The sequence below is a fragment of the Streptomyces sp. A0958 genome (assembly GCF_004795035.1).
In the GTDB taxonomy this organism is placed as follows: domain Bacteria; phylum Actinomycetota; class Actinomycetes; order Streptomycetales; family Streptomycetaceae; genus Streptomyces.
The window spans coordinates 1-26,847 of record NZ_SSBK01000015.1; the positions used below are offsets into that span (position 1 = coordinate 1).

Annotated in this window: 21 protein-coding genes and 1 pseudogene; 17 read left to right on the top strand and 5 right to left on the bottom strand. The window is 72.2% G+C overall.

What is annotated here, in order from left to right; all coding sequences use genetic code 11:
• The coding region (locus E6P78_RS16920; RefSeq protein ID WP_206307826.1) for an SUKH-4 family immunity protein at positions 1-1,021 on the top strand (1,021 nt) is incomplete at its 5' end.
• A gap of 196 nt (positions 1,022-1,217) precedes the next feature.
• Positions 1,218-2,111: a cellulose-binding protein gene (locus E6P78_RS16925; protein ID WP_168712638.1), complete on the top strand. Its 894-nt coding sequence runs from the start codon at positions 1,218-1,220 to the stop codon at positions 2,109-2,111.
• Between the two features lie 24 nt (positions 2,112-2,135).
• Here the strand turns inward: E6P78_RS16925 and E6P78_RS16930 are convergent, their stop codons facing one another.
• Complete coding sequence (locus E6P78_RS16930) at positions 2,136-2,591, bottom strand: MarR family transcriptional regulator (RefSeq protein ID WP_136204429.1); 456 nt, start codon at positions 2,589-2,591, stop codon at positions 2,136-2,138.
• A 182-nt stretch (positions 2,592-2,773) separates the two neighbouring features.
• Here E6P78_RS16930 and E6P78_RS16935 point away from each other — a divergent pair, with 182 nt between their 5' ends.
• Positions 2,774-4,228, top strand: coding sequence for an MFS transporter (locus tag E6P78_RS16935; RefSeq protein ID WP_136204430.1), 1,455 nt, complete (start codon positions 2,774-2,776; stop codon positions 4,226-4,228).
• Positions 4,229-4,475: 247 nt separating this feature from the next.
• Here the strand turns inward: E6P78_RS16935 and E6P78_RS16940 are convergent, their stop codons facing one another.
• Positions 4,476-4,793 (bottom strand): WGxxGxxG family protein, encoded by a 318-nt coding sequence (locus E6P78_RS16940; protein ID WP_136204431.1) that lies wholly within the window; start codon positions 4,791-4,793, stop codon positions 4,476-4,478.
• Between the two features lie 764 nt (positions 4,794-5,557).
• Here E6P78_RS16940 and E6P78_RS16945 point away from each other — a divergent pair.
• From E6P78_RS16945 to E6P78_RS16970, 6 genes and pseudogenes are all read left to right on the top strand, one after another.
• Positions 5,558-6,346: an ABC transporter ATP-binding protein gene (locus tag E6P78_RS16945; RefSeq protein ID WP_136204432.1), complete on the top strand. Its 789-nt coding sequence runs from the start codon at positions 5,558-5,560 to the stop codon at positions 6,344-6,346.
• The gene (locus E6P78_RS16950; protein ID WP_136204433.1) at positions 6,343-8,922 is read left to right on the top strand and encodes an ABC transporter permease; all 2,580 of its coding nucleotides are present in this window, start codon (positions 6,343-6,345) and stop codon (positions 8,920-8,922) included. The genes E6P78_RS16945 and E6P78_RS16950 overlap by 4 nt, the downstream gene beginning before the upstream one ends.
• Before the next feature lie 247 nt (positions 8,923-9,169).
• Positions 9,170-12,700, top strand: coding sequence for a transcription-repair coupling factor (gene mfd / locus E6P78_RS16955; RefSeq protein ID WP_136204434.1), 3,531 nt, complete (start codon positions 9,170-9,172; stop codon positions 12,698-12,700).
• A gap of 83 nt (positions 12,701-12,783) precedes the next feature.
• The gene (locus E6P78_RS16960) at positions 12,784-13,458 is read left to right on the top strand and encodes a helix-turn-helix domain-containing protein (protein ID WP_136204435.1); all 675 of its coding nucleotides are present in this window, start codon (positions 12,784-12,786) and stop codon (positions 13,456-13,458) included.
• A gap of 44 nt (positions 13,459-13,502) precedes the next feature.
• Positions 13,503-14,705: pseudogene (locus tag E6P78_RS16965) on the top strand (MFS transporter); the annotation flags it as partial.
• Between the two features lie 147 nt (positions 14,706-14,852).
• Positions 14,853-15,392 carry a UTRA domain-containing protein gene (locus E6P78_RS16970; RefSeq protein ID WP_136204531.1) on the top strand — a complete coding sequence of 180 codons (540 nt, stop codon included), beginning with the start codon at positions 14,853-14,855 and terminating at the stop codon, positions 15,390-15,392.
• A gap of 87 nt (positions 15,393-15,479) precedes the next feature.
• Here E6P78_RS16970 and E6P78_RS16975 read toward each other — a convergent pair whose 3' ends face one another.
• Positions 15,480-16,058, bottom strand: a complete 579-nt coding sequence (locus E6P78_RS16975) for a TetR/AcrR family transcriptional regulator (protein ID WP_136204436.1) — start codon at positions 16,056-16,058, stop codon at positions 15,480-15,482.
• Between the two features lie 105 nt (positions 16,059-16,163).
• Between E6P78_RS16975 and E6P78_RS16980 the strand changes: the two genes are divergently transcribed.
• Entirely contained in the window at positions 16,164-17,030 is an 867-nt protein-coding gene (locus E6P78_RS16980; RefSeq protein WP_136204437.1) for a hypothetical protein, read from the top strand.
• Between the two features lie 135 nt (positions 17,031-17,165).
• Entirely contained in the window at positions 17,166-17,921 is a 756-nt protein-coding gene (locus tag E6P78_RS16985) for an HNH endonuclease family protein (RefSeq protein WP_240799235.1), read from the top strand.
• Between the two features lie 92 nt (positions 17,922-18,013).
• Here the strand turns inward: E6P78_RS16985 and E6P78_RS16990 are convergent, their stop codons facing one another.
• On the bottom strand, positions 18,014-18,802 hold the full coding sequence (locus tag E6P78_RS16990; RefSeq protein ID WP_136204438.1) for an SDR family oxidoreductase: 789 nt from the start codon (positions 18,800-18,802) through the stop codon (positions 18,014-18,016).
• Positions 18,803-18,880: 78 nt separating this feature from the next.
• On the opposite strand from E6P78_RS16990, the gene E6P78_RS16995 reads away from it, so the two are divergent.
• Positions 18,881-19,510: a TetR/AcrR family transcriptional regulator gene (locus tag E6P78_RS16995; protein ID WP_136204439.1), complete on the top strand. Its 630-nt coding sequence runs from the start codon at positions 18,881-18,883 to the stop codon at positions 19,508-19,510.
• 84 nt (positions 19,511-19,594) lie between these two features.
• Here the strand turns inward: E6P78_RS16995 and E6P78_RS17000 are convergent, their stop codons facing one another.
• Positions 19,595-20,464 carry a DUF4190 domain-containing protein gene (locus E6P78_RS17000; protein ID WP_136204440.1) on the bottom strand — a complete coding sequence of 290 codons (870 nt, stop codon included), beginning with the start codon at positions 20,462-20,464 and terminating at the stop codon, positions 19,595-19,597.
• A 250-nt stretch (positions 20,465-20,714) separates the two neighbouring features.
• On the opposite strand from E6P78_RS17000, the gene E6P78_RS17005 reads away from it, so the two are divergent.
• From E6P78_RS17005 to E6P78_RS17025, 5 genes are all read left to right on the top strand, one after another.
• Complete coding sequence (locus E6P78_RS17005) at positions 20,715-22,865, top strand: N-6 DNA methylase (protein ID WP_136204441.1); 2,151 nt, start codon at positions 20,715-20,717, stop codon at positions 22,863-22,865.
• A gap of 235 nt (positions 22,866-23,100) precedes the next feature.
• Positions 23,101-23,793 (top strand): hypothetical protein, encoded by a 693-nt coding sequence (locus tag E6P78_RS17010; protein ID WP_136204442.1) that lies wholly within the window; start codon positions 23,101-23,103, stop codon positions 23,791-23,793.
• Entirely contained in the window at positions 23,790-25,322 is a 1,533-nt protein-coding gene (locus E6P78_RS17015; protein ID WP_136204443.1) for a serine/threonine-protein kinase, read from the top strand. Before E6P78_RS17010 ends, E6P78_RS17015 begins: the two co-directional genes overlap by 4 nt.
• A gap of 102 nt (positions 25,323-25,424) precedes the next feature.
• Complete coding sequence (locus tag E6P78_RS17020) at positions 25,425-26,393, top strand: glycosyltransferase family 2 protein (protein WP_136204444.1); 969 nt, start codon at positions 25,425-25,427, stop codon at positions 26,391-26,393.
• Positions 26,390-26,791, top strand: coding sequence for a GtrA family protein (locus tag E6P78_RS17025; RefSeq protein WP_136204445.1), 402 nt, complete (start codon positions 26,390-26,392; stop codon positions 26,789-26,791). Before E6P78_RS17020 ends, E6P78_RS17025 begins: the two co-directional genes overlap by 4 nt.
• Positions 26,792-26,847 lie beyond the last annotated feature (56 nt).

Genomic DNA, 26,847 nt, shown 5'->3' on the forward strand with positions numbered 1-26,847 from the left:
CACCCCGCCGCCGGCGTACGGCTATCCGCAGGCGCCGCCGACCGGTCAGCCGACCGTTGGTCCGGGCTACCAGGCGGTGCTGCGCTACCGGGCGCCGGACGGCAGCGAGCAGCAGCTGATCCGCCGCTCGGCGCCCGGTACGCCGCACCCGGAGTGGCAGATGCTGCACGAGCTGCGGGCGATGAACGTGCCTCCGCAGCAGGTCATCGAGTTGCACACGGAGCTGGAGTCGTGTGAGCTGCCCGGTGGTTACTGTGCGCGGATGATCCGGGAGACCTGGCCGCAGGTGCGGATCACGAGCGTCGCCCCGTACGGCACGGACCACGCCAGCCGGCAGCAGGGCATGCAGCATCTGCTGACGCACCAGGGCGAGTTGCACCAGGTGGCGGACGGCCCGGCGAGGCCGGCCCCGGTGCGGGCGCCGCTGCCGCAGATGCAGCCGGCGCCGCCGGTGCCGCCGGAGGCGATCGCGGAGGAGATGCTTCAGACGTTCGGTCCGCAGGGTGTGCTGCGTTTCGATCAGCGTGCGGTGTCCCGTCAGGGTGTGCCGGAGATCGTGGCGCGGACGCTGGTGTGGGCGGGTCTGCCCGCCGACTTCGGGCCGTTCTTCTGGGCGCAGCCGGGTCAGCCGGTGGTGCCGACGCTGGCGGAGCTGGCCGCGCAGCGGCAGGTGCAGCCGGCGTCGGACGCGGGGGCGTACCTGGTGATGGGTTCGGACTTCGGCCGGGCGATCTGTGTGCAGTACGGGACGGCGCACATCGTGGCCGTGCCGGTTGAGGCGGGCCCGGGTGGTGCGCCGGTGCCGCCGCAGTTCGTGAACACGGGGCTGCCGGAGTTCACGCGCTGCATGGCGCTGCTGGGCCGGATGTGGCGGCTGCGCTACGGCCTGAACCCGGAGCAGGCGGGGCGCTGGACGGTGGACTTCCAGGCGCAGCTGGTGGCGCTGGACGCGGCGGCGCTGGCGTCGCCGGAGAGCTGGTGGTCGGTGCTCCTGGAGCAGATGTGGGACGGGCTGATCTGACCGTTCGGTACGGCGGGCGTGGTGCCCCGGTCCCTTTCGGGGGCCGGGGCACCACGCCTTCGCTGTTTGTGATGCCGGTCGCTTCCGTCCGGAAAGCGCCTCATTGATTCAGACTTCTTGACCAATTGCCGCATCCTTGACGTATTGCTCGATGGTCCGTTCCCGGAGCCGGGAAGATCGGAAAGAGGCGTCAAGGATGAGTTCTGCACCGGTGTCCGCGCACGGCTTCACCGGCGTACGGGGTCGTGGGTACCGCCCGGAGCAGGTGGACCGTGCGGTGGCCGCGCTGTCCGCGGAGCGGGACGAGGCCGCGGCGGGGGTGGCGCGGCTGACGGAGCTGGCGGAGCGGCTGGCGGCGGAGTCGGCCCGGCTGGACGAGGCCGTCGCCCGGCTGGCACCGCAGGACTACGCGTCGCTGGGGGAGCGGGCGCAGCGGATTCTGGCGCTGGCGGAGGAGGAGGCGCAGTCGGTGCGGGGCGCCGCGCAGGACGAGGCGCAGGCGGTGTGGGACGAGGCGGACGCGGCGGCGCGGGCCCTGCGGGAGTCGGCGCGCGCGGACGCGGCGGCGGTGCGGGCGGCGGCGGTGGGCCGGGCCGATGAGGTGGTGGCCGCTGCGGAGAGTGCCGCCGGGGAGGCGCTGGAGGCTGCCCGGCTGGAGGCGGCCGGGCTGCGCGAGGAGGCGGAGGCCGCGATGGCGGCGACCCGCAGCCGTACGGCGAGTGTGCTGGCGCATCAGGAGCAGGAGCACGCGGAACGGTGGGCGGCGGCGGAGGGGGAGATGGCGGCCGCGGAGGCGGCGCAGGAGGCGACCCACGCCGAGCTGCTGGAGCGGGCGCAGGCCGGTCTCGCCGAGGCGCGGCGGCTCCGTGCCGAGGCGGAGGAGGCCGCGCGGCACGGGCAGGAGGACGCGGAGGCGCGGGCGGCCGAGCTGATCGCCGGGGCGCGGATGCGTGAGGAGCGGGTGGTGCGGGAGACCGAGCGGATTCTGCGGGAGCACGAGGAGGGCCGCGAGGAGGTCCGGGCGCACATGGCGCACGTACGCAGCTCGCTCGCGGCGCTCACCGGGCGGGTCTCCCCGGGGCAGGACTGACCGCCTCCTCGGGAGGGGGACGGGTCAAGGGCGGGGCCAGGGGCGCTTGGAGAGTCCCTCGATGCTGGTGTTGAAACGCTTGAGGTAGCCGGCGAAGGCGGCGATGTCGTCGTCCGGCCAGTCGTGCATGACCTGGTCCAGGGACCGGACGACGCGTTCGCGTTCCGCGTCGAGGAGCTTCGTGCCCTCGTCGGTGATGCGGAACTTGCGGGCCATGCCGCCGTCGGGGTCGGCGATGCGTTCGGCGAGCCCGGCCCGGGTCACGGCGGCGGTCTGGCGGTTGAGGGTGGAGGCGTCGAGGCCGAAGGCGTCGCTCAGTTCGCCGTTGGACATGGGGCCCTGGACACGCAGGCGGCTCAGCAGGATGTACGCGCTCCGGTCCAGGAGGGCGTACTTGTGGCGCCCGCCCCGGTGATCGGCGAGGCTGTGGCGGCCGAGCAGCATCTGCTCGTACTCCACCTCTTCTGTGGGCCTGGGCATGTCTGCGGCCTCCTGCCTTCTGCGCCGGGGGTCGGTGGAACGGCGGGTTCCGGGTGGCGGGTCCATTCTCGCATGGAGTGTGTATGGGGCACATAATGTGTATGACGCATTGAGCATGTACGATGCACGTCGCTGTCCCGGTAGGCGGGACCACGACCCCACCCCTCAAGGAGTCCCACCTCATGGATGCCCCCCAGCCGACAGCGAGGTCAGGCGGCGTCGTCGCCACGCTGGCCTTCGCCGGCACCGTGGCAGCGATCATGCAGACCCTGGTCACGCCTCTCATCGCGGAGCTGCCCAAGATCCTCGACACCACCTCCTCCAACGCGGCGTGGGTGATCACCGCCACCCTGCTGGTCTCCGCGGTGTGCGTGCCGGTCTCCGGCCGGCTGGGCGACCTGCTGGGCAAGCGGCGGATGCTGCTCGTCTGCGCGGTCCCGCTGATCGTGGGTTCGGTGGTCTGCGCGCTCTCGTCCACCGTGGTCCCCATGATCGTCGGGCGCGGCCTCCAGGGCATGGGCATGGGCATGGTGCCGCTCGGCATCGCCCTGCTGCGTGACGTGGTGCCCGCGGAGAAGATGAGCTCGTCCATCGCCCTGGTCAGCGCCTCCCTCGGCATCGGCGGCGCCCTCGGCCTGCCGATCGCCTCCGCGGTCGCCCAGTACGCGAACTGGCGGGTGCTGTTCTGGGGTTCCGCCGCGCTGGCCCTCACCATCTTCGCGCTGATCTGGTTCCTCATCCCGGACGTCCCGGCCGCCGCCAAGGGGCAGCGCTTCGACGTGCCCGGCGCCCTCGGCCTGGCCGCCGGCCTGGTCTGCCTGCTCCTCGCCGTCTCCAAGGGCGCCGACTGGGGCTGGGCGTCCACGACGGTCATCGGCCTGTTCGCCGCCGCCGTCGTGGTGCTCGTGGCCTGGGGCTTCTGGGAGCTGCGGACCACCGATCCGCTGGTCGACCTGCGCACCACCGCCCGCCCCCGGGTGCTCATCACCAACCTGGCGTCGCTCTTCGTCGGCTTCGGCATGTACGCAGGCATGCTGATCGCGCCGCAGCTCCTCCAGTTCCCCGAGGCCACCGGCTACGGGCTCGGCCAGTCGATGCTCCAGGCCGGTCTGTGGATGGCCCCCGGCGGCATCATGATGATGATCGTCTCCCCGCTCGGCGGGAAGCTCACCGACGCCCGCGGCCCGAAGTTCACGCTGATCAGCGGCGTCCTGGTCATCGCGGCCGCCTACGGCCTCGGCATCCTGCTGATGGGCTCCGCCTGGGGCCTGATGGTGTTCCTCATGGTCAGCAGCAGCGGCGTCGGCCTCGCCTACGGTGCGATGCCCGCCCTCATCATGAGCGCGGTCCCGGCCTCCGAGACGGCCGCCGCCAACGGCTTCAACACCCTCATGCGCGCCCTCGGCACCTCGATCGGCGCCGCCGTGATCGGCGCGGTCCTCGCCCAGATGACCACCGAGGCGGGCGGCTTCACCTTCACCTCCGAGGCCGGATTCCGCATGGGCCTGATCTTCGGCTGCGGCGTCGCCCTGATCGCGGTCGCGATCTCGGCGTTCATCCCGGCGGTACGCCGCTCCGCCACCGGTGAGAAGGCCGAAGCGGCCGCCCCGTCCGAGGTGGCCACGGTCAGGAGCTGACCCGGTCCCTACCCGGCCACTGCCCGGTGCCGGCCTCCGCGGGGGCCGGCACCGGGCAGTTCGCGTTCCGGTCCGGTGAAGGCACCTGCCTGGCTACCGGATGCACTGATCGACCCGTGGAAGCAGTGGCCCGGGTGCCGGGGCGTTACCGCACCGCGGCAGCTCGCCGTGCGAGCGGAGGATGCGGCTGTTGTGCCGGCCGATGCCTGCGCGGTGCTGCGGGCGGCGGGCCAAGGGGCCGTCTGCGTCAGGCGCGCGGGTCCGTGGGGTGCGAGCCGCTGGTGGGGCCGGCGGCCGGGCCGGTGCCGCGGGTGCGCGGGACGTTGTTCTCCTTCTTCTTGCGCGGGATCAGGCCGGCCAGACCCAGGAGGCCGACGAGGCCCCACAGGCCCCAGCCACCGCTGCTGTCGTCCTTGTCGTCGGTCATGTTGGGCTCGTTGGTCGGGGTGGGCGCGGCAGCGACGGAGATGCCCGCCTGTGCGGTGCCGGTCTGGGCGAGGGCGGGTGCGGCGGGGGCCAGGAGGAGTGCGGCGGTGAGGCTGAGAGTGGCTGCGGTGTGTCGCATGTCTTCTGTTCCTTTTCTTCTCTGTGGTCTGCCGGATTCCGGGTGACGTGCCGGTGGCACGGGCCCCTGCGTGTCGCCGCGGTCGTCGTAGCCCGGTCGGCGTCGTGTCCGGCGCGCAGGTGCCTGCGCCTCTTCATCTCCCTGCATCCGGTCCGCACCCGCAACCGCACATCGCCCGTCCGGCCCCCCAGATCGGCGACGAGGGGCGGCGATCCCGCCGCGGCCGGGACCGGCCATGCAGGTGAAGGACGGGGAAACCCGCCCCCCGCCCCCTCTCCGACGCGGCCCGGGCGGGGGCGCCCCCGTATCCGCGGTCTCCTCGCCGCATCGAGGTCCCGCCGGGCCTGTCGGGGGGCCCTCGGGGTTCCCCCGTACCGCCGCCAACCGGGCCGGTCCCCGCCCAGGGGTGTGAGCCCCTGGGTGCAGCCCCTGAGAGACCCGTCCACCCAGGGGACCAGCCCCCTAGGGGTAGCTCCTTACACCGGGCCAGGGCGTGATCGTCCCGCCGGAGGACGTGCCCGCACGACTCCGTTCCGTAGCGTGTTTGTCGTACCGCAGACGTACCGCAGACGTACCGCAGACGTACCGCAGACGTACCGCAGAGGTGCCGCAGAGGTACCGCGGACGGGCGGACCGCAGGGGGCAGGGTGGGGAAAACCCCACCGCAAGACTGCGCCGGGCACCAGCGCGCCGGACCCCCTCCAGCCAGCAGACTTCACAGCAGACGGCGACGAGCCGTCGCTGACCGACATAGGAGAAAAACCGTGACAACGGCTGTAACCATTCCCAGGCACGGGGGCACTGGAGGGCGTACGGCCGTGGCTGCGCGGGCGCGGCAGGTCGTCAAGGCGTACGGGACGGGGGAGACCCGGGTCGTCGCGCTGGACCACGTCGACGTGGACATCGCCCGTGGGCAGTTCACGGCGATCATGGGCCCGTCCGGCTCCGGAAAGTCGACGCTGATGCACTGCCTGGCCGGTCTGGACACCGTGACGTCCGGTCAGATCCACCTGGCCGAGACCGAGATCACCGGCCTCAAGGACAAGAAGCTCACCCAACTGCGGCGCGACCGCATCGGGTTCATCTTCCAGGCGTTCAACCTCCTGCCGACGCTCAACGCGCTGGAGAACATCACGCTGCCGATGGACATCGCGGGCCGCAAGCCGGACGCCGGGTGGCTGAACCAGGTCGTGGAGACCGTGGGCCTGGCCGGCCGGCTCAAGCACCGCCCGACCCAGCTGTCCGGCGGGCAGCAGCAGCGCGTCGCGGTGGCGCGGGCCCTCGCCGCCCAGCCGGAGATCATCTTCGGCGACGAGCCGACCGGGAACCTGGACTCGCGGGCCGGCGCCGAGGTGCTGACGTTCCTGCGCAAGTCCGTGGACGAGCTGGGCCAGACCATCGTCATGGTCACCCACGACCCGGTCGCCGCCTCCTACGCGGACCGGGTGCTCTACCTCGCCGACGGGCGCATCGTCGACGAGATGCACAACCCCACCGCCGACCAGGTGCTGGACCGCATGAAGGACTTCGACGCGCGCGGGCGGACGTCATGACCGTCTGGAAGACCTCGATGCGCAACTTCTTCGCGCACAAGGGACGCATGGCGCTCTCCGCCGTCGCCGTCCTGCTGTCGGTGGCGTTCGTCTGCGGAACCCTCGTCTTCACCGACACCATGAACACCACGTTCGACAAGCTCTTCGCCGCGACCTCGGCCGATGTCACCGTCAGCCCGAAGAAGGCCAAGGTCGACGACATACCCGAGAACGGCAAGCCGGAATCGCTGCCCGCCTCCGTCGTCGCCCGGGTCGAGAAGGCCGAAGGCGTGAAGAAGGCTGAGGGCGGCGTCTCCAGCTCGGCCGTCACCGTCGTGGACAGCCACAACAAGAACATGGGCTCCGAGACCGGCGCCCCGACCATCGCCGGCAGCTGGACGCAGAACGACCTGCGGTCCATGGAGATCACCTCCGGCCACGCCCCGCGCGGCCCGACCGAGGTCATGATCGACGCCGACACCGCCGACAAGCACCACCTCGAGATCGGTGACGAGCTGCGCACCATCGCGGCCACCGGCGACATCAAGGGGAAGATCACCGGCATCGTCGCCTTCAAGGTGACCAACCCGGGCGCTGCCATCGTCTACCTCGACACGGCCACCGCCCAGCGGCAGCTGCTCGGCAGCCCCGACGTCTTCTCGCACGTCTCCGTCACCGCCGAACCCGGCGTCAGCGACGCCCAGCTGAAGCAGAACGTGGCCAAGGCGCTCGACGGCTCCGCCGCGTACAAGCTGCAGACCCAGAAGGAGGCGGCCGACGCCGACAAGGACTCCATGGGGTCGTTCCTCGACGTCATGAAGTACGCGATGCTCGGCTTCGCCGGGATCGCCTTCCTCGTCGGCATCTTCCTGATCGTCAACACCTTCTCGATGCTGGTCGCCCAGCGGACCCGCGAGATCGGGTTGATGCGGGCCATCGGCTCCAGCCGCGAACAGGTCAACCGGTCGGTGCTGCTGGAAGCGGTGCTCCTGGGCGTCATCGGATCGATCCTCGGCGTCGGCGCCGGGATCGGGCTCGCCGTCGGCCTGATGAAGGTCATGGGCGCCATCGGCATGGAGCTGTCCACCGGGGACCTCACCATCTCCTGGACGACCCCGGTGGTCGGCCTCGCGCTCGGCGTCATCGTCACCGTCCTCGCCGCCTACATCCCCGCCCGCCGGGCCGGCAAGGTCTCGCCCATGGCCGCCCTGCGCGACGCCGGAACCCCGGCCGACGCCAGGTCCGGATGGGTCAGGGCCGGTATCGGCCTGGTCGTCACCGGCGCCGGCGTCGCGGCCCTGTGGTGGACGACGCAGGTCGACAAGGCGAGCGACGGCTCCGCCTTCCTCGGGCTCGGCGTGGTCCTCAGCCTCATCGGCTTCATCATCATCGGCCCGCTGCTCGCCGGGGTCGTCGTACGGGCCCTCAGCGCCGTACTCCTGCGGTTCTTCGGCCCGGTCGGCCGCCTCGCCGAGCGCAACGCGCTGCGCAACCCGCGCCGCACCGGCGCGACCGGCGCGGCCCTGATGATCGGCCTGGCCCTGGTGGCCTGCCTGTCCGTGGTCGGCTCCTCCATGGTCGCCTCGGCCACCGACGAGCTGGACAAGTCGGTCGGCGCGGACTTCATCGTGCAGTCGGCCAACGGCCGGCTCATCGTCCCGCAGGCCGCCGAGGCGCTGGCCGCCGCTCCCGGCATCGACCACCTCACGCACTACAAGGTCCTCTCCGCCTCGCTCACCGGCCCCGACGGCAAGAGGGAGGACGAGCACGTCACGGCGGCCGACCCGACGTACCAGCAGGACGTGCGGCGCGAGGTCCTCTCCGGTGATCTGGGGAAGGCGTACGGCAAGGACGCCATGTCGGTCGGCAGCGACTACGCCACCGCGCACCACATCAAGGTCGGGGACACGATCACCGTCGCGTTCAAGTCGGGCGGCGAGGCGAAGCTGAAGGTCGCGGCGATCACCTCGGACGACACGAGCCTCGACCAGGGCGCGATGTACATGAGCATCGCGACCGCCCAGCGGCACGTCTCGGCCGACAAGATGCCGCAGAACATGATGATGTTCGCCAAGGCGAAGGACGGCGACGAGAAGGCGGCCTACGCGGCGCTCAAGACCGCGATCGTGAAGTACCCGCAGTACAAGGTGCAGAACCAGGCCGACTTCAAGCAGGACCTGAAGGACCAGATCGGCCAGCTCCTGAACGTCGTGTACGGCCTGCTCGCCCTGGCGATCATCGTCGCGGTCCTCGGAGTGGTGAACACCCTGGCACTCTCGGTCGTCGAGCGGACCCGTGAGATCGGCCTGATGCGCGCCATCGGCCTCTCCCGCCGCCAGCTGCGCCGGATGATCCGGCTGGAGTCCGTGGTCATCGCCCTGTTCGGCGCCCTGCTCGGCCTCGGCCTGGGCATGGGCTGGGGCACCTCGGCCCAGAAGCTGCTTGCGCTGGAGGGCCTGGGGGTCCTGGAGATCCCGTGGCCGACCATCGGCACGGTGTTCGTCGCCTCCGCCTTCGTCGGCCTGTTCGCCGCGCTGGTCCCGGCCTTCCGGGCCGGCCGGATGAACGTCCTGAACGCTATCGCCACGGACGGGTGAGGCGGGCGCCCGTGGACTGACGGTTCCGGCCCCGGGGCGTTCCTCCGAACGCCCCGGGGCCGGACCGCGTGCGGAGCCGGGGCACGTCCGGGGCCCCTGTCGCGCAAGCGGCTGTCGGTCCGGAGTCGTACGCTTGGAACCCCGGCCCGTGCTACGTGTCGGGCCCTTCGCGTTGTCGCCGAGGCGACGCGCCCTGGCGGCAGCCGGCCGTCAGAGCCCACTCTCACCACCCGGACGGAAGCCCTTCATGAGCCTGCACGGTCTGCTGGATGTCGTCGTACGTGACCCGGCGCTCGACGAAGCGGTGAAGGCCGCCGGTGACGGCCACCGGATGCACATCGACCTGGTGGGCCCACCGGCCGCGCGGCCCTTCGCCGTGGCGGCGCTGGCCCGGGACACCGGCCGGACCGTGCTCGCCGTCACCGCGACCGGACGGGAGGCGGAGGACCTGGCGGCCGCGCTGCGCACCATGCTGCCGCCGGACACGATCGCGGAGTTCCCGTCCTGGGAGACCCTGCCGCACGAGCGGCTGTCGCCCCGCTCCGACACCGTGGGCCGCCGGCTGGCCGTGCTGCGGCGCCTCGCGCACCCGCGTGTGGACGACCCGGAGACCGGGCCGGTCTCGGTCGTCGTCGCGCCGATCCGTTCCGTGCTCCAGCCGCAGGTCAAGGGGCTCGCCGACCTGGAGCCCGTATCGCTGCGGACCGGGCAGAGCGCGGACCTCGGGGAGATCGTGGAGGCGCTGGCGGCAGCCGCGTACGCCCGGGTCGAACTGGTCGAGAAGCGCGGCGAGTTCGCGGTGCGCGGCGGCATCCTGGACGTGTTCCCGCCGACCGAGGAGCACCCCCTGCGGGTGGAGTTCTGGGGCGACGACGTCGAGGAGATCCGTTACTTCAAGATCGCCGACCAGCGGTCGCTGGAGGTCGCCGAGCACGGTCTGTGGGCGCCGCCCTGCCGCGAGCTGCTGCTGACCGACCAGGTGCGCGAGCGGGCCGCCGCGCTCGCCGAGGCCCACCCCGAGTTGGGCGAACTCCTCCACAAGATCGCCGAGGGCATCGCGGTGGAGGGCATGGAGTCCCTGGCCCCGGTCCTCGTGGACGACATGGAACTGCTGCTCGACGTGCTGCCCGAGGGCGCGATGGCCGTGGTGTGCGACCCGGAGCGGGTCCGGACCCGGGCCGCCGACCTGGTCGCCACCAGCCAGGAGTTCCTGCAGGCGTCCTGGGCGGCGTCGGCGGGCGGCGGCGAGGCCCCGATCGATGTCGGCGCGGCCTCGCTGCGGGGCATCGCGGACGTCCGCGACCGGGCCCGTGACCTGAACATGATGTGGTGGTCGATCTCCCCGTTCGCCGCCGACGCGGAGCTGGACGCGGACACGCTGGCGCTCGGGATGCAGGCTCCGGAGACGTACCGGGGGGACACCGCGCGCGCCTTCGCCGACACCAAGGGCCGGCTGGCCGACGGCTGGCGCACGGTGTACGTCACCGAGGGCCAGGGGCTCGCCTCCCGTACCGTCGAGATGCTGGGCGGCGAGGGGATCGCGGCCCGGCTGGACCCGGACCTGGGGGAGATCTCCCCGTCCGTCGTGCACGTCTCCTGCGGGGCCATCGACCACGGCTTCGTCCACCCCGGGCTGAAGCTCGCCGTCCTCACCGAGACGGACCTCACCGGGCAGCGCACCGCCACCAAGGACCTGGGCCGGATGCCGGTCCGGCGCCGCAAGACCATCGACCCGCTGACGCTGGAGACGGGCGACTACATCGTCCACGAGCAGCACGGCGTGGGCCGCTACATCGAGATGGTGCAGCGCACGGTCCAGGGCGCCACCCGCGAGTACCTGCTCGTCGAGTACGCCCCCGCCAAGCGCGGCCAGCCCGGCGACCGGCTGTACATCCCGACGGACCAGCTGGAGCAGGTCACCAAGTACGTCGGCGGCGAGGCCCCGACCCTGCACCGGCTCGGCGGCGCCGACTGGACCAAGACGAAGGCGCGCGCCAAGAAGGCCGTCAAGGAGATCGCCGCCGACCTGATCAAGCTGTACTCGGCCCGGATGGCGGCCCCCGGCCATGTCTTCGGCCCGGACACGCCCTGGCAGCGCGAGCTGGAGGACGCCTTCCCGTACGCGGAGACGCCCGACCAGCTCACGACGATCGCCGAGGTCAAGGAGGACATGGAGAAGTCGGTCCCCATGGACCGGCTGATCTGCGGCGACGTCGGCTACGGCAAGACGGAGATCGCGGTCCGGGCGGCGTTCAAGGCGGTCCAGGACGGCAAGCAGGTCGCCGTCCTCGTCCCCACCACGCTCCTGGTCCAGCAGCACTACGGCACGTTCACCGAGCGCTATTCCCAGTTCCCCGTCAACGTACGGGCGCTGAGCCGCTTCCAGTCGGACTCCGAGTCCAAGGCGACCCTCGAAGGGCTCCGGGAGGGCTCGGTCGACCTGGTCATCGGCACCCACCGCCTCTTCTCGTCCGAGACGAAGTTCAAGGACCTGGGCCTGGTCATCGTGGACGAGGAGCAGCGCTTCGGCGTCGAGCACAAGGAGCAGCTGAAGAAGCTCCGCGCCAACGTGGACGTCCTGACCATGTCCGCGACGCCCATCCCCCGTACGCTCGAAATGGCGGTGACCGGCATCCGCGAGATGTCGACCATCACCACCCCGCCGGAGGAGCGCCACCCGGTCCTCACCTTCGTCGGCCCGTACGAGGAGAAGCAGATCGGCGCCGCCATCCGGCGTGAACTGCTGCGCGAGGGCCAGGCGTTCTACATCCACAACCGGGTCGAGTCGATCGACCGCGCCGCCGCCCGCCTCCGCGAGATCGTCCCGGAGGCCCGTATCGCCACGGCACACGGCCAGATGTCGGAACAGGCCCTGGAGCAGGTGGTGGTGGACTTCTGGGAGAAGAAGTTCGACGTGCTGGTCTCCACGACGATCGTGGAATCCGGCATCGACATCTCCAACGCCAACACCCTGATCGTGGAACGCGGCGACAACTTCGGCCTCTCCCAGCTCCACCAGCTGCGCGGCCGCGTAGGCCGTGGCCGCGACCGTGGCTACGCCTACTTCCTCTACCCCCCGGAGAAGCCCCTGACGGAGACCGCCCACGAGCGCCTGGCCACGATCGCCCAGCACACCGAGATGGGCGCGGGCATGTACGTGGCCATGAAGGACCTGGAGATCCGCGGCGCGGGCAACCTCCTGGGCGGCGAGCAGTCCGGCCACATCGCGGGCGTCGGCTTCGACCTGTACGTACGCATGGTGGGCGAGGCGGTCGCGGACTACCGGGCGTCCCTGGAGGGCGGCGTGGAGGAGGAGCCGCCGCTGGAGGTCAAGATCGAGCTCCCGGTCGACGCGCACGTCCCGCACGACTACGCCCCCGGCGAGCGGCTGCGCCTCCAGGCGTACCGGGCCATCGCGTCGGCGACCTCGGAGGACGACATCAAGGCGGTCCGCGAGGAGCTGACCGACCGCTACGGCAAGCTCCCGGAGCCGGTCGAGAACCTCCTCCTGGTGGCCGGCCTGCGCATGCTGGCCCGCGCCTGCGGGGTCGGCGACATCGTGCTCCAGGGGCCGAACATCCGGTTCGCGCCGGTGGAGCTGCGCGAGTCGCAGGAGCTGCGGCTGAAGCGGCTGTACCCGAAGACGGTGATCAAGCCCGCCCTGCACCAGATCCTGGTCCCGCGCCCGACGACGGGCAAGATCGGCGGCAAGCCGGTGGTGGGACGCGAACTGCTGGCGTGGACGGGGGAGTTCCTGACGACGATCCTGGGGTCGTGAGGCGGGACGAACGGGCGGTTGCCGGAGTCCACGACGATTATGAGAGTTGACTCTCACAATATGTGAGAGGATGCTCTCACGTCATGGACTCCAGCAACCGCATGGGCGACCTCGAAATCACCGACCCGCAGGCGATGCGGGCCCTGGCGCACCCGGTGCGCCTCGCGATCCTCGACCGCCTGCGCCGCAACGGCCCGGCGACCGCGACCGAGCTGGCACCGGACGTGGGGGCGACCCCCTCGGTGACCAGCTGGCACCTGCGCCACCTCGCGACATTCGGCCTGGTCCGGGACAGCACGCCCGGCCCCGACCGCCGCAGTCGGCGGTGGGAGGCGGTGGCGCGCGGCTTCCGCTTCGAGCCGTCGCAGGACCCGGCGGACGACAAGAGCCGGTCGGCCGCGCGCGAACTCTCGCGCCAGATGTTCCTGCGCTACGCGGACCTCCCGGCCCGCTGGGCCGCCGAGGTCGAGCCCGGACTCGACCCGACGTGGCGCGCGGCGGCAGGCCTGGCCAACACCCGGGTCACGGTGACGGCCGAGGAACTTGCCGCGATCCAGGACGGGATCGAGCGTGTGCTCGCCCCATATGCCACCCGCGACCCGGCCGACCACCCCGAGGACGGCCGGGGTGTGGTCCTGCTGCGGTACGTGCTGCCGGAAGGCGGCGAGGACGACGGGGGGAACGGGGGCGACGGGAACGGCGGGAAGGGCGACGGCGATGGCGGCGGCGAGGAGCGGGCGGCGGGGCGGACGTCGTGAGCGGCGCGGAGCGGGCGGCCGAGCAGTCGCCGCCCGCGATACCGGTGTCCCTGTGGCGGGACGGGCGCTTCACCCGCTTCTGGGCCGGGAACTCGATCTCGCAGTTCGGCGACCGGATCACGGAACTGGCCCTGCCTTTGATCGCGGTCGGCGCCCTGGACGCGTCGGCCAACCAGGTGGCATGGCTGACCGCGCTCGTCTGGGCGCCCAACCTGCTCGGGATCTTCCTGGGCGCGTGGGTCGATCAGCACACTCGTAAACGCCGCCTGATGGTCGTCGCGGACCTCGTACGCGCGGCGGTCCTGCTGAGCCTGCCGGTGGCGTACGTCCTGGGGGCGGTGACATCGCCGCAGCTGTACGTCGTGGCGATCCTGGCGGGCGCGGGCGGGGTGCTGTTCAACACTGCCTATCCGCCATTCTTCGTACGGCTCGTGCCGCGCGCGTCCTACGTGGACGCGAACAGCAAGATCGGCGCGAGCCGTTCGGTCTCCCAGGTGGCCGGTCCGGCGATCGGCGGCGCGCTGATCCAGGCGCTGACCGCACCCCTCGCCATCGTGGTGGACGCGCTGACGTTCCTGGCGTCGGCGGTGCTGATCGGCCGCATCCCGGTCGAGGAGGCGGCAACCGCTGATGCGCCATCTCCACTGCTGCGGCGGGCCCGCGAGGGCCTGGCGTTCGTGGTGCGCCACCCGGTGCTGCGGGCCGCCCTCGGCTGCGCGACGACGGTCAACTTCTTCACGTTCGTCGCGGGCAGCGGCCTGCTCGTCCTGTTCGCCACGCGCAGCCTCGGCCTGTCGGCCGGCGCGATCGGCCTCGCTCTGGGCATCGGTGCGACCGGCGCCCTGCTCGGTGCGGTGTGCGCCCCGCGCATCTCGCGCCGACTGGGCGTGGGCCGGGGCATCCTCGTGGGCGCCGTCCTGTTCCCGGCCCCGATCGCCCTCGCCGCCGCCGCGAACGGCCCCCTCTGGCTCCGCGCCACCGCGCTGGCCGGCGCGGAGTTCCTGTCGGGCTTCGGCGTCATGCTGTTCGACGTCAACCTCAACTCCCTCCAGGCGGCGGTGATCCCGGACCACCTGCGCAGCCGCGTCGCGGGCGCGTTCGGCACGATCAATTACGGGGTACGCCCACTGGGTGCCGTGGCCGGCGGCGCCCTGGCCACCCTCTTCGGGTTGCGCCCCACCCTCCTGGTCGCAGCAGTGGGCGGATGCCTGTCCCTGCTGTGGCTCCTGCCGTCACCGATTCCGGGGATTCGGGCGCTGGGGACGGAGGCGGTGGGGGGAGAGAACGCGGTGCGGGGAGAACGCGGTGTGGGGAGGCCGACACTGAACTCGCGGCCGGACGGCACGCCGAGGCAGGCTGTTGTCGTGCCGGTGAGGGCGGCGGAGGAGAAGTACATGGGTAACGAATGGACCAGCACCTCGACGCCCTACCTCGCCGCGCCCTCGGGCGCTCAGGGGGACACCTGGGCGGCCGAGGCCGCAGCCGAGGGGCGGCGGGGTAGCCAGCGCATCGTCCAGGCGGGTGAAGTGGTGGCCCCGGCAGCGGTGGCGGAGCTGCTGGGAGTACCGGCCGGGGGGACTGTCGTCGCTCGGCGCAGGATCATGTATCTCGACGGCGAACCGTGCGAGTTGACGGACACGTACTACCCCTTGGACATCGCGAGCGGCACCGGCCTGGCCGGTACGGCAAAGATCCCGGGCGGGGCGGTCAGGCTCCTGGCGGAGCTGGGTCATGCCGGTGCGCGCGCGTGCGAAGAGGTGACCGCCCGGTCGGCCACCGGGCACGAGGCCGAGCAGTTGCGGCTGACGGCGGGCGATCCCGTACTGCAACTGACGCGGCTCACCCTGGACGCAGCGGACCGGCCCGTTCAGGTCGACGTCATGGCCATGCCCCCGCGACGCCAGAAGCTGCGCTACGAGATCAGGATCGGATGACTGTGCCCACCCAGGGTCAGTACCAGGCGCTGCGACTGCCCGAGTTCACGGCCGAGTAGGGCCTCGTGGGCGGGGCGTTCCGACCGGTTACGCCCCGCCCGGCGTGAACAGAAGCCCGGCGAGCAGCCGGAACGCCTCCTCCGGGTCGCGGTCGCCCACCGCGTCGGTCAGGTTGCCGCTGAGCAGCAGGGTGGCGAAGCCGTGGGCCAGGGACCAGGCGGCCACGCCTGTCAGGCGGGGGTCGTCGGTGCGGGCGGCGGGGGTCAGGGTGGCGACGCCCGAGCGGAGTTCGGCCGTGGCCCGGTCCTTCGCGGCCAGGAGGTCCGGGTCGTCGGTGCGGTAGAGGGCCGGCTGGAACATCACCTGGAAGTGCGCGGGGTGCGTCGCCGCGAACCGTACGTACGCCACGCCCCGCTCGCGGAGGTCCGGCGCCCCGGCCAGGGCGTCGGCGAAGAGGCTGTAGCCCTCGGCGGCGATGGCGGTGAGCAGGCCCGTGCGGTCCTTGAAGTGGTGGGCGGGGGCGGCGTGCGAGACCCCGGCCCGGCGGGCCAGGTCGCGCAGGCTCAGCGCGGCTGGGCCCTCGGTGGCGATGACGTCGAGAGCGGCGGTGAGGACGGCCCGCCTCAGGTCGCCGTGGTGGTAGGTGCGGTCGCGATCGCTGGTCATGGACAGCAGACTACGCCGAATCTAGTCATTGACAAGTTCGAGAGGTGAGGTGCACGCTGGGCATCTGGCCAGTGACAAGATAAATGACGCTGCGGAGGCGGAGACATGTCCGAGGAACTGGGTCGCGTACGGCAGATGTGGCACCTGCTGGAGCCCCTGCACGCCGTTCTCTACTACGCGCCGGAGGCCTTCGAGGAGGCCGCATCCCTCGGGTACGGCGTCGACGAGCGGTGGCCGAGCTACTTCGCCTGGCGGGCGGCGCCGCTCGGGGAGGCCGGGGCGGGGCAGGTCGGCGAGACCTTCTACAGCTTCAGCCCGCGCATGGTGGGCGCCCACGTTCCGGGCATCTGGTCCGTCGCCTCGCCGGACGCGGTGCTCGACGCCCGGGGCCGGGCCGTCGACCGCGCGTACCGGACGCTGCTGGGCGAGGAGGCCGCCGCGCCGGGGACGGCCGAGGCCGCCGCGCTGCTGCGGCGCGTGGCGGAGGCAGCCGATACGGCGGGCCGGCCGCTCGCCGCGGCCAACGCCGCGCTGCCCTGGCCGGACGAACCCCACCTCGCCCTCTGGCACGCGGCGACCGTCCTGCGCGAGCACCGGGGCGACGGCCACCTCGCGGCGCTCGTACGCGCCGGGCTCGACCCGGTCGAGTCACTGGTGTCCTTCGCGGCGATCGGGGCCGCCCGCCGTGAGGTGTTCGCGAGCCGGGGGTGGAGCGAGGGTGAGTGGCAGGAGGGGCTCCAGCGGCTGGAGAAGCGGGGACTGGTGACGGGGGACGGTACGGCGACCGACGCCGGCCGCGCCCTGCGGGCCGAGGTCGAGCGGCGTACCGACGAGTCGGCGGCCGGTCCCTGGCGGGTGCTCGGAGAGGAGGAGCGGGACCGGCTCGTCGGGCTGTCGGGGCCGCTGTGGGTGGCGGCGATCGGGTCCGGGCTGCTGCCGTCGGAGACGACGCTCGGCATCGGCAAGGTGTGATCCAGGCCGCATCGGAGGCGAACGGTGGCCTTGAACGGCCCCTGACGGGGAAGACATCCGTAGGATTCCCGGGTTGGTTCGGCTTTCTCCCCGTCAGGACGGCTACGAGTGATATCCCTCCGCGTGTCTCGGTTGATGGTGCCCACCCTGGCCGTGACGGCCGCGCTGGCCCTGAGTGGTTGTGACCCCGACCAGGTCACCTCCGGCGCCGACCGCTCCGGCGGCGCCGCGGACGGCGGCGGTCAGTCCGTCACCGGTTTCGGGGCCAGCCCGCTGGACAACGCCGACGGTACGAAGCCGGGCCTCGCGCCCCTCACTTCGGACGCGGACCGGGCGGCGGCCCGGAAGGTCATCGAGAAGGTCGCGACCAAGGGGCGCGGCCCCAAGACGGGGTACAAGCGCGACAAGTTCGGGTACGCGTGGAAGGACTCGGTCGACGGCATACCCCTGTCCCGCAACGGCTGCGACACCCGCAACGACCTGCTCGCCCGTGACGGCAAGGACGTCGAACTCCGCTCCGGTTCGGACTGCGTGGTCGTCTCCATGACCCTCAAGGACCCGTACACCGGCAAGACCATCGAGTGGCGCAAGCAGCAGGCGACCAAGGTGCAGATCGACCACGTCATGCCGCTGTCGTACGACTGGCAGATGGGCGCCGCCCGCTGGAACGAGGCCAAGCGGCAGCAGATCGCCAACGACCCGCTCAACCTCATCCCGGTGGACGGCCCGGCCAACAACGCCAAGCGCGACTCCGGCCCCGCGACCTGGCTCCCGCCGTACAAGCCGGTGCGGTGCGCGTACGCGCTGCGCTTCGCCCAGGTCTCGCTGAAGTACGAACTGCCCGTCACCACCGCGGACAAGGAGATGATGCTGCGGCAGTGCGGCGGCTGACCCGGCAGGTCCGGTAAGTCCCACAGGCCCGGTCGGCCCGGTCGGCCCGGTCGGCCCGGTCGTGCTGGGTGGCCGGGCGCCGGGCCCCGTGATCAGAGGCCCGAGCCTCCCGTCGCGTCGATCACCGTGCCCGTCACCCAGCGGGAGTCGTCCGAGGCGAGGAACGCCACGATGTCCGCGACGTCCTCCGGCTGCCCGACCCGGCCCAGCGCCGCCAGCGACGCCGCCTGCGCCTCGGCCTCGGCGTTGCCGCGCAGCCAGTCCGCGTTGATGTCGGTGTCGATGATGCCGGGGGCCACCGAGTTGACCGTGATGCCGCGCGGGCCCAACTCCTTGGCGAGGGTCAGCGTGAAGTTGTCCACGGCGCCCTTCGTCGCGCTGTAGGCGATGATCTCCGGCATGGCGATCCGGGCCGCGCCGCTGGATATGTTGATGATCCGGCCGCCGTCGCGCAGCCGGTCCAGCCCGTGCCGGACGATGAAGAACGGCGCCCGCACGTTGACGGCGAAGACGTCGTCGAACGCCTCCTCGGTGAGGGAGGCCAGCTCGGAGTAGAGCCCGGCGGCGGCGTTGTTCACGATGATGTCCACCCCGCCGCCGGGCACGTGCGCGGTGATCTGCGCGTCGAACGCCTCCCACAGCGCGGCCGCGTCGCCGTGCGCGCCCAGCTCGGCGCGGATCGGGAACGCGGTGCCGCCGTTCTTCCGGATGACCTCCACGACCTCGTCGGCCGCCGCCGCGTCACGGGCGTAGGCGACGGCCACGACGGCCCCGTCCCGCCCCAGCCGTTCCGCGATGCCCCGGCCGATGCCCCGGCTGCCGCCGGTGACCAGTGCGACCTTGCCCTCAAGCCCGTTCTTCTCAAGCCCGTTCGTACGCACGGCTGTTGCCCCTCACCAATTTGTTGAGTGATCGTTCAAGAAAGAACTTAGCACGACTTGTTGAGTGGGCGCTCTAGAATGGGGGGCATGGGAGATAAAGGTGCGACGCGCGGGCGCCCGCGCTCCTTCGACCGGGACGCCGCGCTCGCTGCGGCGATCCGGCTGTTCTGGGAGCGCGGCTACGGTGCGACTTCGATCGGCGAGCTGACGGAGGCGATGGGTATCAGGCCCGCGAGCCTCTACGCCGCGTTCGGCGACAAGCGGTCGCTCTTCGAGGAGGCTGTCGCCGCGTACGGGAGGACGCCGGCCGGTGCCTTCATGGGCGACGCGCTGGAGGAGGAGCCCACGGCCTACCGCGCCTTCGCGCGCATCCTGCGGGACGCGGCACGGATCTACGCCGACCCGTCGCACCCGGCGGGCTGCATGACGATCAGGGCCGCAGTCAACGTCGCCCCGCAGGACGCCGAGGCGGGCGCCCACCTGAAGGGCCTGCGCAACGCCAACGTCGTGGCCTGGGAGTCACGGCTGCGGGCCGCGCAGCGCACGGGCGAACTGCCGGAGAGGGTGAACCCGCGGGCGCTCGCCGGGTACTTCGCCACGATCATCCAGGGCATGTCGCAGCGGTCCTGCGACGGGGCCGGCCCGGACGAACTGGCCGAGATCGCCGAGCTGGCGCTGGCTGCCTGGCCGGGGGAGCGCGAGGGCTGAGCCAGTGAAATGAACGGAACCCGCCGGGAGGGCGGGTTCCGTTCGGGTTCCGTGAGGGCGTACGCGGCGCGTGCGCCCTGCGGGTCAGAGCTTCAGGTCCCACTGCGTCGCGTCGTACGTGAAGCCGGGGTTGACCTCCACGGTCAGGTTCGCGGCGTCGGCCGGCGAGTCGAACGCGTAGAGGACCGTGACCTTCTTGCCCGGCAGGATCGTGCCGCTGAAGCCCTCGCCGACCTTGTCGTCGAAGATCTGCTCGGCGTCGACCCCGTCCTCCCCGGCGCGCGCATCGACGGTCACGAGCATGGAGTCGAACTTCTCCTTGCCCGCGTTCTCGATGACGACGGCGACGCGGTAGGCCTTGTTGCCCCTGGTGTGGCCGACCGCGTACTCGCTCGGGGAGTACTTGGTGGCGTCGCCGACCGTGACCGTGAGGTCGTCGTCGTACACCGCGGAGTCGCCGGCCTCCAGCGCCCCGCTGGTGTCCTTCTTCTCCCCGCTTCCCTTCCCCTTGTCCTCGCTCCCCTTCTCCTCCCCCTTTCCGCTGTCGCCGCCCGCCTTCGGCTTCGCGGACGACGTCGTGTCCGACACCGTCTTGTTCAGGTCGTCCACCGCGTCGCCGACCGCCTTGAACGTGATCACCGCGCCGACCACCGAGAGGATCAGCGCGATCAGCGCGAGGATCGTCCCGAACGTCGCCATGTTCTTGTTCGTCGCCTCGCCCCGCTTGGCGCGGCCCCGGCCGACCAGCCCCAGGATCAGTGCGATCGTGCCGAGGATGCCCGCCAGCCAGAACAGGAACGGCACCAGGCCGGAGACCGACCCGATGAGCCCGAGGATCAGGGCCGCGACGCCCAGTCCGTTGCGCGCGGGGCGCAGGCCGGGGGTCTGCTGGGGCGTGTACGGCTGCTGCGGCTGGGAGTACGGGGACTGCGGCGGCTGCGTGAACTGGGACATGGCTGTGCCCTTCGGCAAGTACGGAATGAGTGGTGAGCGAATCCACCTGTCGCCCTCGTGCAGCGACAGGTCAATCACACCATCATCTGTGAACCGAGTCAACACGGTTCGTGCAAAGGGACGCGATGCACGCTGTGAACCGGGCGGTGTGAACGGATCGGTATGCTCGCCCGCAAGCCCGTCAACGCACTAGGTGATGCGTTGGGGTGGGCCCGACACGACAGCGGTACGAGCACCAGGGAGACAGCAAGTGCCGGAGAACGCGACAGAGGTGACCGCCGCCGGGATCGCCCGCCTGGCGGGCGTGGGGCGCGCCGCCGTCAGCAACTGGCGCCGCCGGCACGCCGACTTCCCCCAGCCCGTCGGCGGCACCGAGACCAGCCCCTCCTTCGCCCTGCCCGAGGTCGAGCGGTGGCTGCGCGACCAGGGCAAGCTTGTGGAGGTCCCGCTCCGGGAACGCGTCTGGCAGCAACTGGCCGGCCACCCCGCGGGCGCCGTCGCCGCCCTGGTCCACGTCGGCTGCGCCCTCCTCGTGGCGGACCGGAGCCCGAGCGCCTGGCGCGAGATCACCGGAGTGTCCGACGAGCGCATGGCGGGCGTGCTCTCCCTCGCGCTCGACGACGCGCTCACCCACCGATTCGGGCCCGCCGGGAACGGGCGCGCGGTGCACACCCCGGACCGGGGCGAGCTGCTGCCGTCCGTGCCCCTCCTGCGCGGCGCCGCGGAGCTGGCCGCCGAGACCGGCACCCGGGAGACGTACGAGTTCCTGCTCGGCCGTCAGCTCGACGCCAACCCGCGCCAGTACACGCTGACCCCGCCCGGACTCGCCGAGCTGATGGCGGCACTGGCCGGCACCGGCGACCCGGACGTGCGTACCGTCCTCGACCCGGCGACGGGCACCGGCGCGCTGCTGGTCGCCGTCCCCGGGCCGGCCGCCCTCCACGGGCAGGAGAACGACCCGGACCTCGCGGCCCTCACCGCGCTCCGCCTCGCCCTGCGCACCGCCCCCGCCGAGTGCGCGCTCGACGTGCGGACCGGGGACACCCTGCGCACCGACGCCTTCCCGCGCCTGGCCGCCGACGCGGTCCTCTGCCACCCGCCGTTCAACGAGCGCAACTGGGGCCACGACGAACTCGCCTACGACCCCCGCTGGGAGTACGGCTTCCCCGCCCGCACCGAGTCCGAACTCGCCTGGGTGCAGCACGCGCTGGCCCGGCTGCGCGACGGGGGCACCGCCGTCCTGCTGATGCCGCCCGCCGCCGCCTCGCGCCGCTCCGGCCGCCGCATCCGCGCCGACCTGCTGCGGCGGGGCGCGCTGCGCGCCGTCATCGCCCTCCCGGCCGGCGCCGCACCCCCGTACGGCATCCCGCTGCACCTCTGGGTCCTGCGCAAGCCGGGGGCGGAACCGCACCCCACACCCGAACTGCTGCTGGTCGACACCGCCGAGCCCGCCGACCAGACCGCCGACCGGGGCGGCCGCGACCGCCTCGACTGGCCGGCCCTGCGCCGCGCCGTACTCGACGCCTGGCAGGCGTACGACGGGCAGAAGGATACGGGGGACACCCGGAAGGAGACGCCCGAAGGGCAGAAGGAGAAGGCGGTCGACGGGCGGAAGGAGAAGGCGGTCGGCGGACAGCGCGATACGGTCGGCGCCTCCCGTACCGTCCCCGTCATCGAACTCCTCGACGACGACGTCGATCTCGCCCCCGCCCGCCACCTGCCGTCCCCCGCCGTCACCGGCGGGCCCGCCGAGCTGGCCGGCGTACGGGAGCGGCTGACGCGGACCCTGGGCCTCGCCTCCGGGCTCACCCCACCGCCCCCGGCACTCTCCGCCCCCGCGCACCGCCCCCTCACCACCATCGGCGAACTCGCCCGCGCCGGCGCACTCCAGCTCCGCCACGGCGGCTCCGGAACCGGCGACGGGCCCGTCCTCACCGAGCACGACGTGCTCGCGGCCACCGCCCCCTCCGGCACCCTGTCCGCCGACGGAACGCCCGAGGAGCCCGTCCTCGTCGCGCCGGGAGATGTCGTCGTCCCCGTGCTCGGCGGCGTCACCGTCGTCCGCGTCATCGACGAGGCCACCGCGGGCGCCGCCCTCGGCCGCAACCTCCAGCTGCTGCGCCCCGACCCGGCCGTGCTCGACGCGTGGTTCCTCGCCGGCTTCCTGCGCGGCACCACCAACAACCGGCAGGCCAGCAGTCACGCCTCCACCGCGACCCGGCTCGACGCCCGCCGCCTCCAACTGCCCCGCCTGCCCCTGGCCGAGCAGCAGCGGTACGGCGAAAGGTTCCGCGCCCTGGCCGCGTTCGAGGACGCGCTGCGGCTCGCCGGACGGCTCGGCGGACAACTCGTCCAGGGCCTGTACGACGGCCTGACGGACGGCACGGTCACCCCGGAGTGAGCCGGGAGTGAGCCCCCGAGCGGTCCCGGCGACAACGGCTCAGCGGTCCCGGCGGCGACGGCTCAGCGGTGCCCGCGACGACGGCCCGCCGGGCGGTACGGTCACACGGAAGGGAGCGGAACCACAACGGTTCCGCACAACTCCGGGCCCCCTGTCGGTGTCGCCCCTTACGCTCGGTCTGCGCGCACGCCCCTGTGCGCGCGGACGTACCACCACCAGGCATCCAGGAGCAGCCATGTACGCCCCGGGTCATCCGCCCACGGCGCCGCGCCGAGTCCCCGGCAGGGCCTGGATCGTGTCCATGCGCGTGCTGTTCACCGTGCTCTCGGTGTTCTCCCTGGGGCTGCTGCTGTGGACGCCGCTGCTGCGGCTGGCGATCGTCCGCCGCAGGGCCTTCGACTGGTGGCTGACCGCGGCCGGGTTCGTGTTCGTGTGCGTCCTGCTGCCCATCATCGGCAGGGACGGACCGGAGGGCGCCCATGGCATCGACGACGTGCTCATCCCGCTGTTGCTCCTGGCGATGCTCGGCGCCCCCGCGTACTACCTGGCCGCCGACATCCGCCACTACGCGCGGCTCACGGGCAGGGGCGGCCCCGCGATCCCGCACGCGACGCCCGGCTACGGATACATGACCACCGTGCCCGTGCCCACCCCGGCGCACGGCCTGACGGGCGGCACCCCGCAGCCCTACCCGCCCCACCCCCACCAGCAGCCCCGGCCCCTTCCCCCCACACGCTTCCCCCAACCCCAACCCCAACCCCAACAGCAGCACCCGGTACCCCAACAGCAGCACCACCCCGTACCCCAGCCCCACCCGGTACCCCAGCAGCAGCACCCCGTACCCCAGCCCCACCCCCAACGCATCGACCAGGTCCGCGCCGAGCTGGATGAGCTGAGCGACTACCTCCGCAAGGAGGAAGGCCGGTGAGCGGTCGCCTCATCGGCGGGCGGTACGAACTGGCGACCATCCTCGGCCAGGGCGGCATGGGCCAGGTCTGGACGGCCTACGACCAGCGCCTGGACCGCCGGGTCGCCGTCAAGCTGCTGCGCCCCGACCGGGTCACCGGACCCATCGGCGGCACCGCCGCCGACGAACTGCGCCGGCGCTTCGTCCGCGAGTGCCGGGTCACCGCCCAGGTCGACCACCCCGGCCTGGTCACCGTGCACGACGCGGGCAGCGACGGCGACGACCTGTACCTCGTCATGCAGTACGTGGAGGGCGCCGACCTCGGCGACCACCTCGCCGAGCACGACCCGTACCCCTGGCAGTGGTCCGTCGCGGTCGCCGCGCAACTGTGCGCCGTCCTGAGCGCCGTGCACGCCGTACCGATCGTCCACCGCGACCTCAAGCCCCGCAACGTGATGGTCCGCCCGGACGGCACCGTCCTCGTCCTCGACCTCGGCGTCGCCTCCGTCCTCGACAGCGACACCACCCGCCTCACCCACACCGGCTCACCCATCGGCTCCCCGGCCTACATGGCCCCCGAGCAGGCGATGGGCGGCGCCGTCGGCCCGTACACCGACCTCTACGCCCTCGGCGTGCTCCTGTACGAACTGCTCAGCGGTGACGTGCCGTTCGCCGGCTCCACCGCCCTCGGCGTACTGCACCGCCACCTCTACGAGCCGCCGCTGCCCGTACGGCAGATCCGGCCCGACATCCCCGAGGCCCTGGAAGCGCTCGTCCTGCGGCTGCTCGCCAAGGACCCGCAGCACCGTCCGGGCAGCGCCCAGGAGGTCTACGAGCACCTCGCCCCGCTGCTGCCCACGCTCGGCTCCCGGGCGCCCTCCGGGCCGCTCGACCCGACCCGCCCCTTCCTGCGCCCGCACGCCCCCTGGCCCGACCGCGCCGCGGTCCCGCCGCCCGCCAGACCCGCCCCGGCGCCCGCCCGGCCGGACGTCGCCGCCGCCGTCGACGAGGTCAAGAAGCTGCTCGGCGAAGGCCGCATCACCCAGGCCGTCGACATGCTCGGCGGCCTCCTCCCCGTCGCCGCCGAACAGCACGGCCCCGCCTCCCCGGTCGTCCGCATCCTGCGCAAGCAGTACGCGGCGACGCTGATGGACGACGGCCAGTACCGCCGCGCCCTGCCCGAACTGCGCCTGCTCGCCGACGACCGGGCGGCCCAGGCAGGACCCGCAGACCCGCAGACCCTCGGCTACCGGTGCGACGTCGCCCAGTGCCTGGAACAGCTGGGGGAGCCCGCCGCCGCACTCGCCGAGTACCGCGCCGTCCTGCCGTACTACGAGAACCAGTACGCCACGGGCAACGACCCGGCACGCTCGTACGAGATCCGCCACCGCATCGGGCAGCTGCTGCTCGCGCTCGGCGACCATGCCGGCGCGCGCGGCCAGCTCCAGTCGCTGCTGTACGACACCGAGCGCACCTACGGGCCGCACCACCCGCTGCCCGTGGAGCTGCGCCGGCAACTGGAGCGCCAGATGGAGGTCCGGGGCGGTTGAGACAGCCGCAGCGGGGAAGGGCACTGGGCCGTTCACCTGATGGCCGCCCACCGGCCACACCGGGCTCCGGCGAGCGTCACATCGACCGGTTGATGTACATGAGTGCTGATCTCGCTGGTGGTGCCTTGTTTCAACGAGGAAGAGATCCTCGAACGCTTCCATGAACGCGTCACGGACGAAATGTCCCGGCTGGGCCACGCGTTCCAGCTGGTGTACGTGGACGACGGAAGCGCGGACCGCACCCTGCCGGTCATCCAGGAACTGGCCGCCGCCGACCCACGCGTCCGGTACGTCTCCTTCAGCCGCAACTTCGGCAAGGAGGCCGCCATGCTGGCCGGTCTCCAGCACGCCGAGGGCGACGCCGTCGTCCTCATGGACGCCGACCTCCAGCACCCGCCCGAGCTCGTCGGCCGCATGCTCCAGGAACACGCCCGCGGCTACGACCAGGTCATCGCCCGCCGCACCCGGACCGGCGACCGCGTCACCCGCACCCTCACCGCACGCGCCTACTACTGGCTGATCAACCGCCTCGTCGACGTCGAACTCGTGGACGGCGTCGGCGACTTCCGGCTGCTGTCGCGCCGCGCGGCGGACGCCGTACTCGCCCTCACCGAGTACAACCGCTTCTCCAAGGGCCTCTTCGCCTGGGTCGGCTTCCCCACCACGACGTTCAGCTACGACAACGCCGTACGCGAACAGGGCCGCTCCGCCTGGACCTTCGGCAAGCTCCTGAACTACGGCCTGGACGGGCTGCTCTCCTTCAACAACAAGCCGCTGCGCGCCGCCCTCTACCTCGGCCTGCTCCTGACCTCCCTCGCCCTCGCCTACGCCGCCTGGATCGTCGGCGTCGCCCTCGTACGGGGTGTCGACACCCCCGGATACGTCACCCTGCTCGTCGTCGTCACCGCACTCGCCGGCGTCCAGATGGTGCTGGCCGGGGTCGTCGGCGAATACGTCGGCCGCATCTACTACGAGGTCAAACGCCGCCCGCACTACCTGGTGAAGGACACCAACACCCACACCCGCCGGCCCGCGCCCGAGCCGGAACCCCGGGAGTTCGTCCGCCGATGACCGTCAAGGCGCAAATGGCGCGTTTCGTCCTCGTCGGAGCGGTGAACACCGCCACGTACTACGGCTGCTATCTGCTGCTCCTGCACGTACTGCCCTACCTGGCCGCGCACGCCCTCGCCTTCGCGCTCAGCATGACCGGCTCCTTCTTCCTCACCTCGTACGTCACCTACCGCACCCGGCCCACCTGGCGGAAGTTCCTGCTCTTCCCGCTCACCAACGCGGCGAACTTCGCCGTCACCACCGGCGGCGTCTACCTGCTCGTCGACGTGGCCGGATTCAGCAGCCGCTACGCACCGCCGCTGGCAGCGGCCGCCGCCATCCCGGTCACCTTCGCGCTCTCGCGCACGATCATGCTCCGGCCGGACACACCGCCGAAACCGGCCGAACGCGTCGGCTGAGGCGGCCCGCCGGCAGGCCACATCCCCAACTCCTCCCGAATCGTCGGTCGAATCAG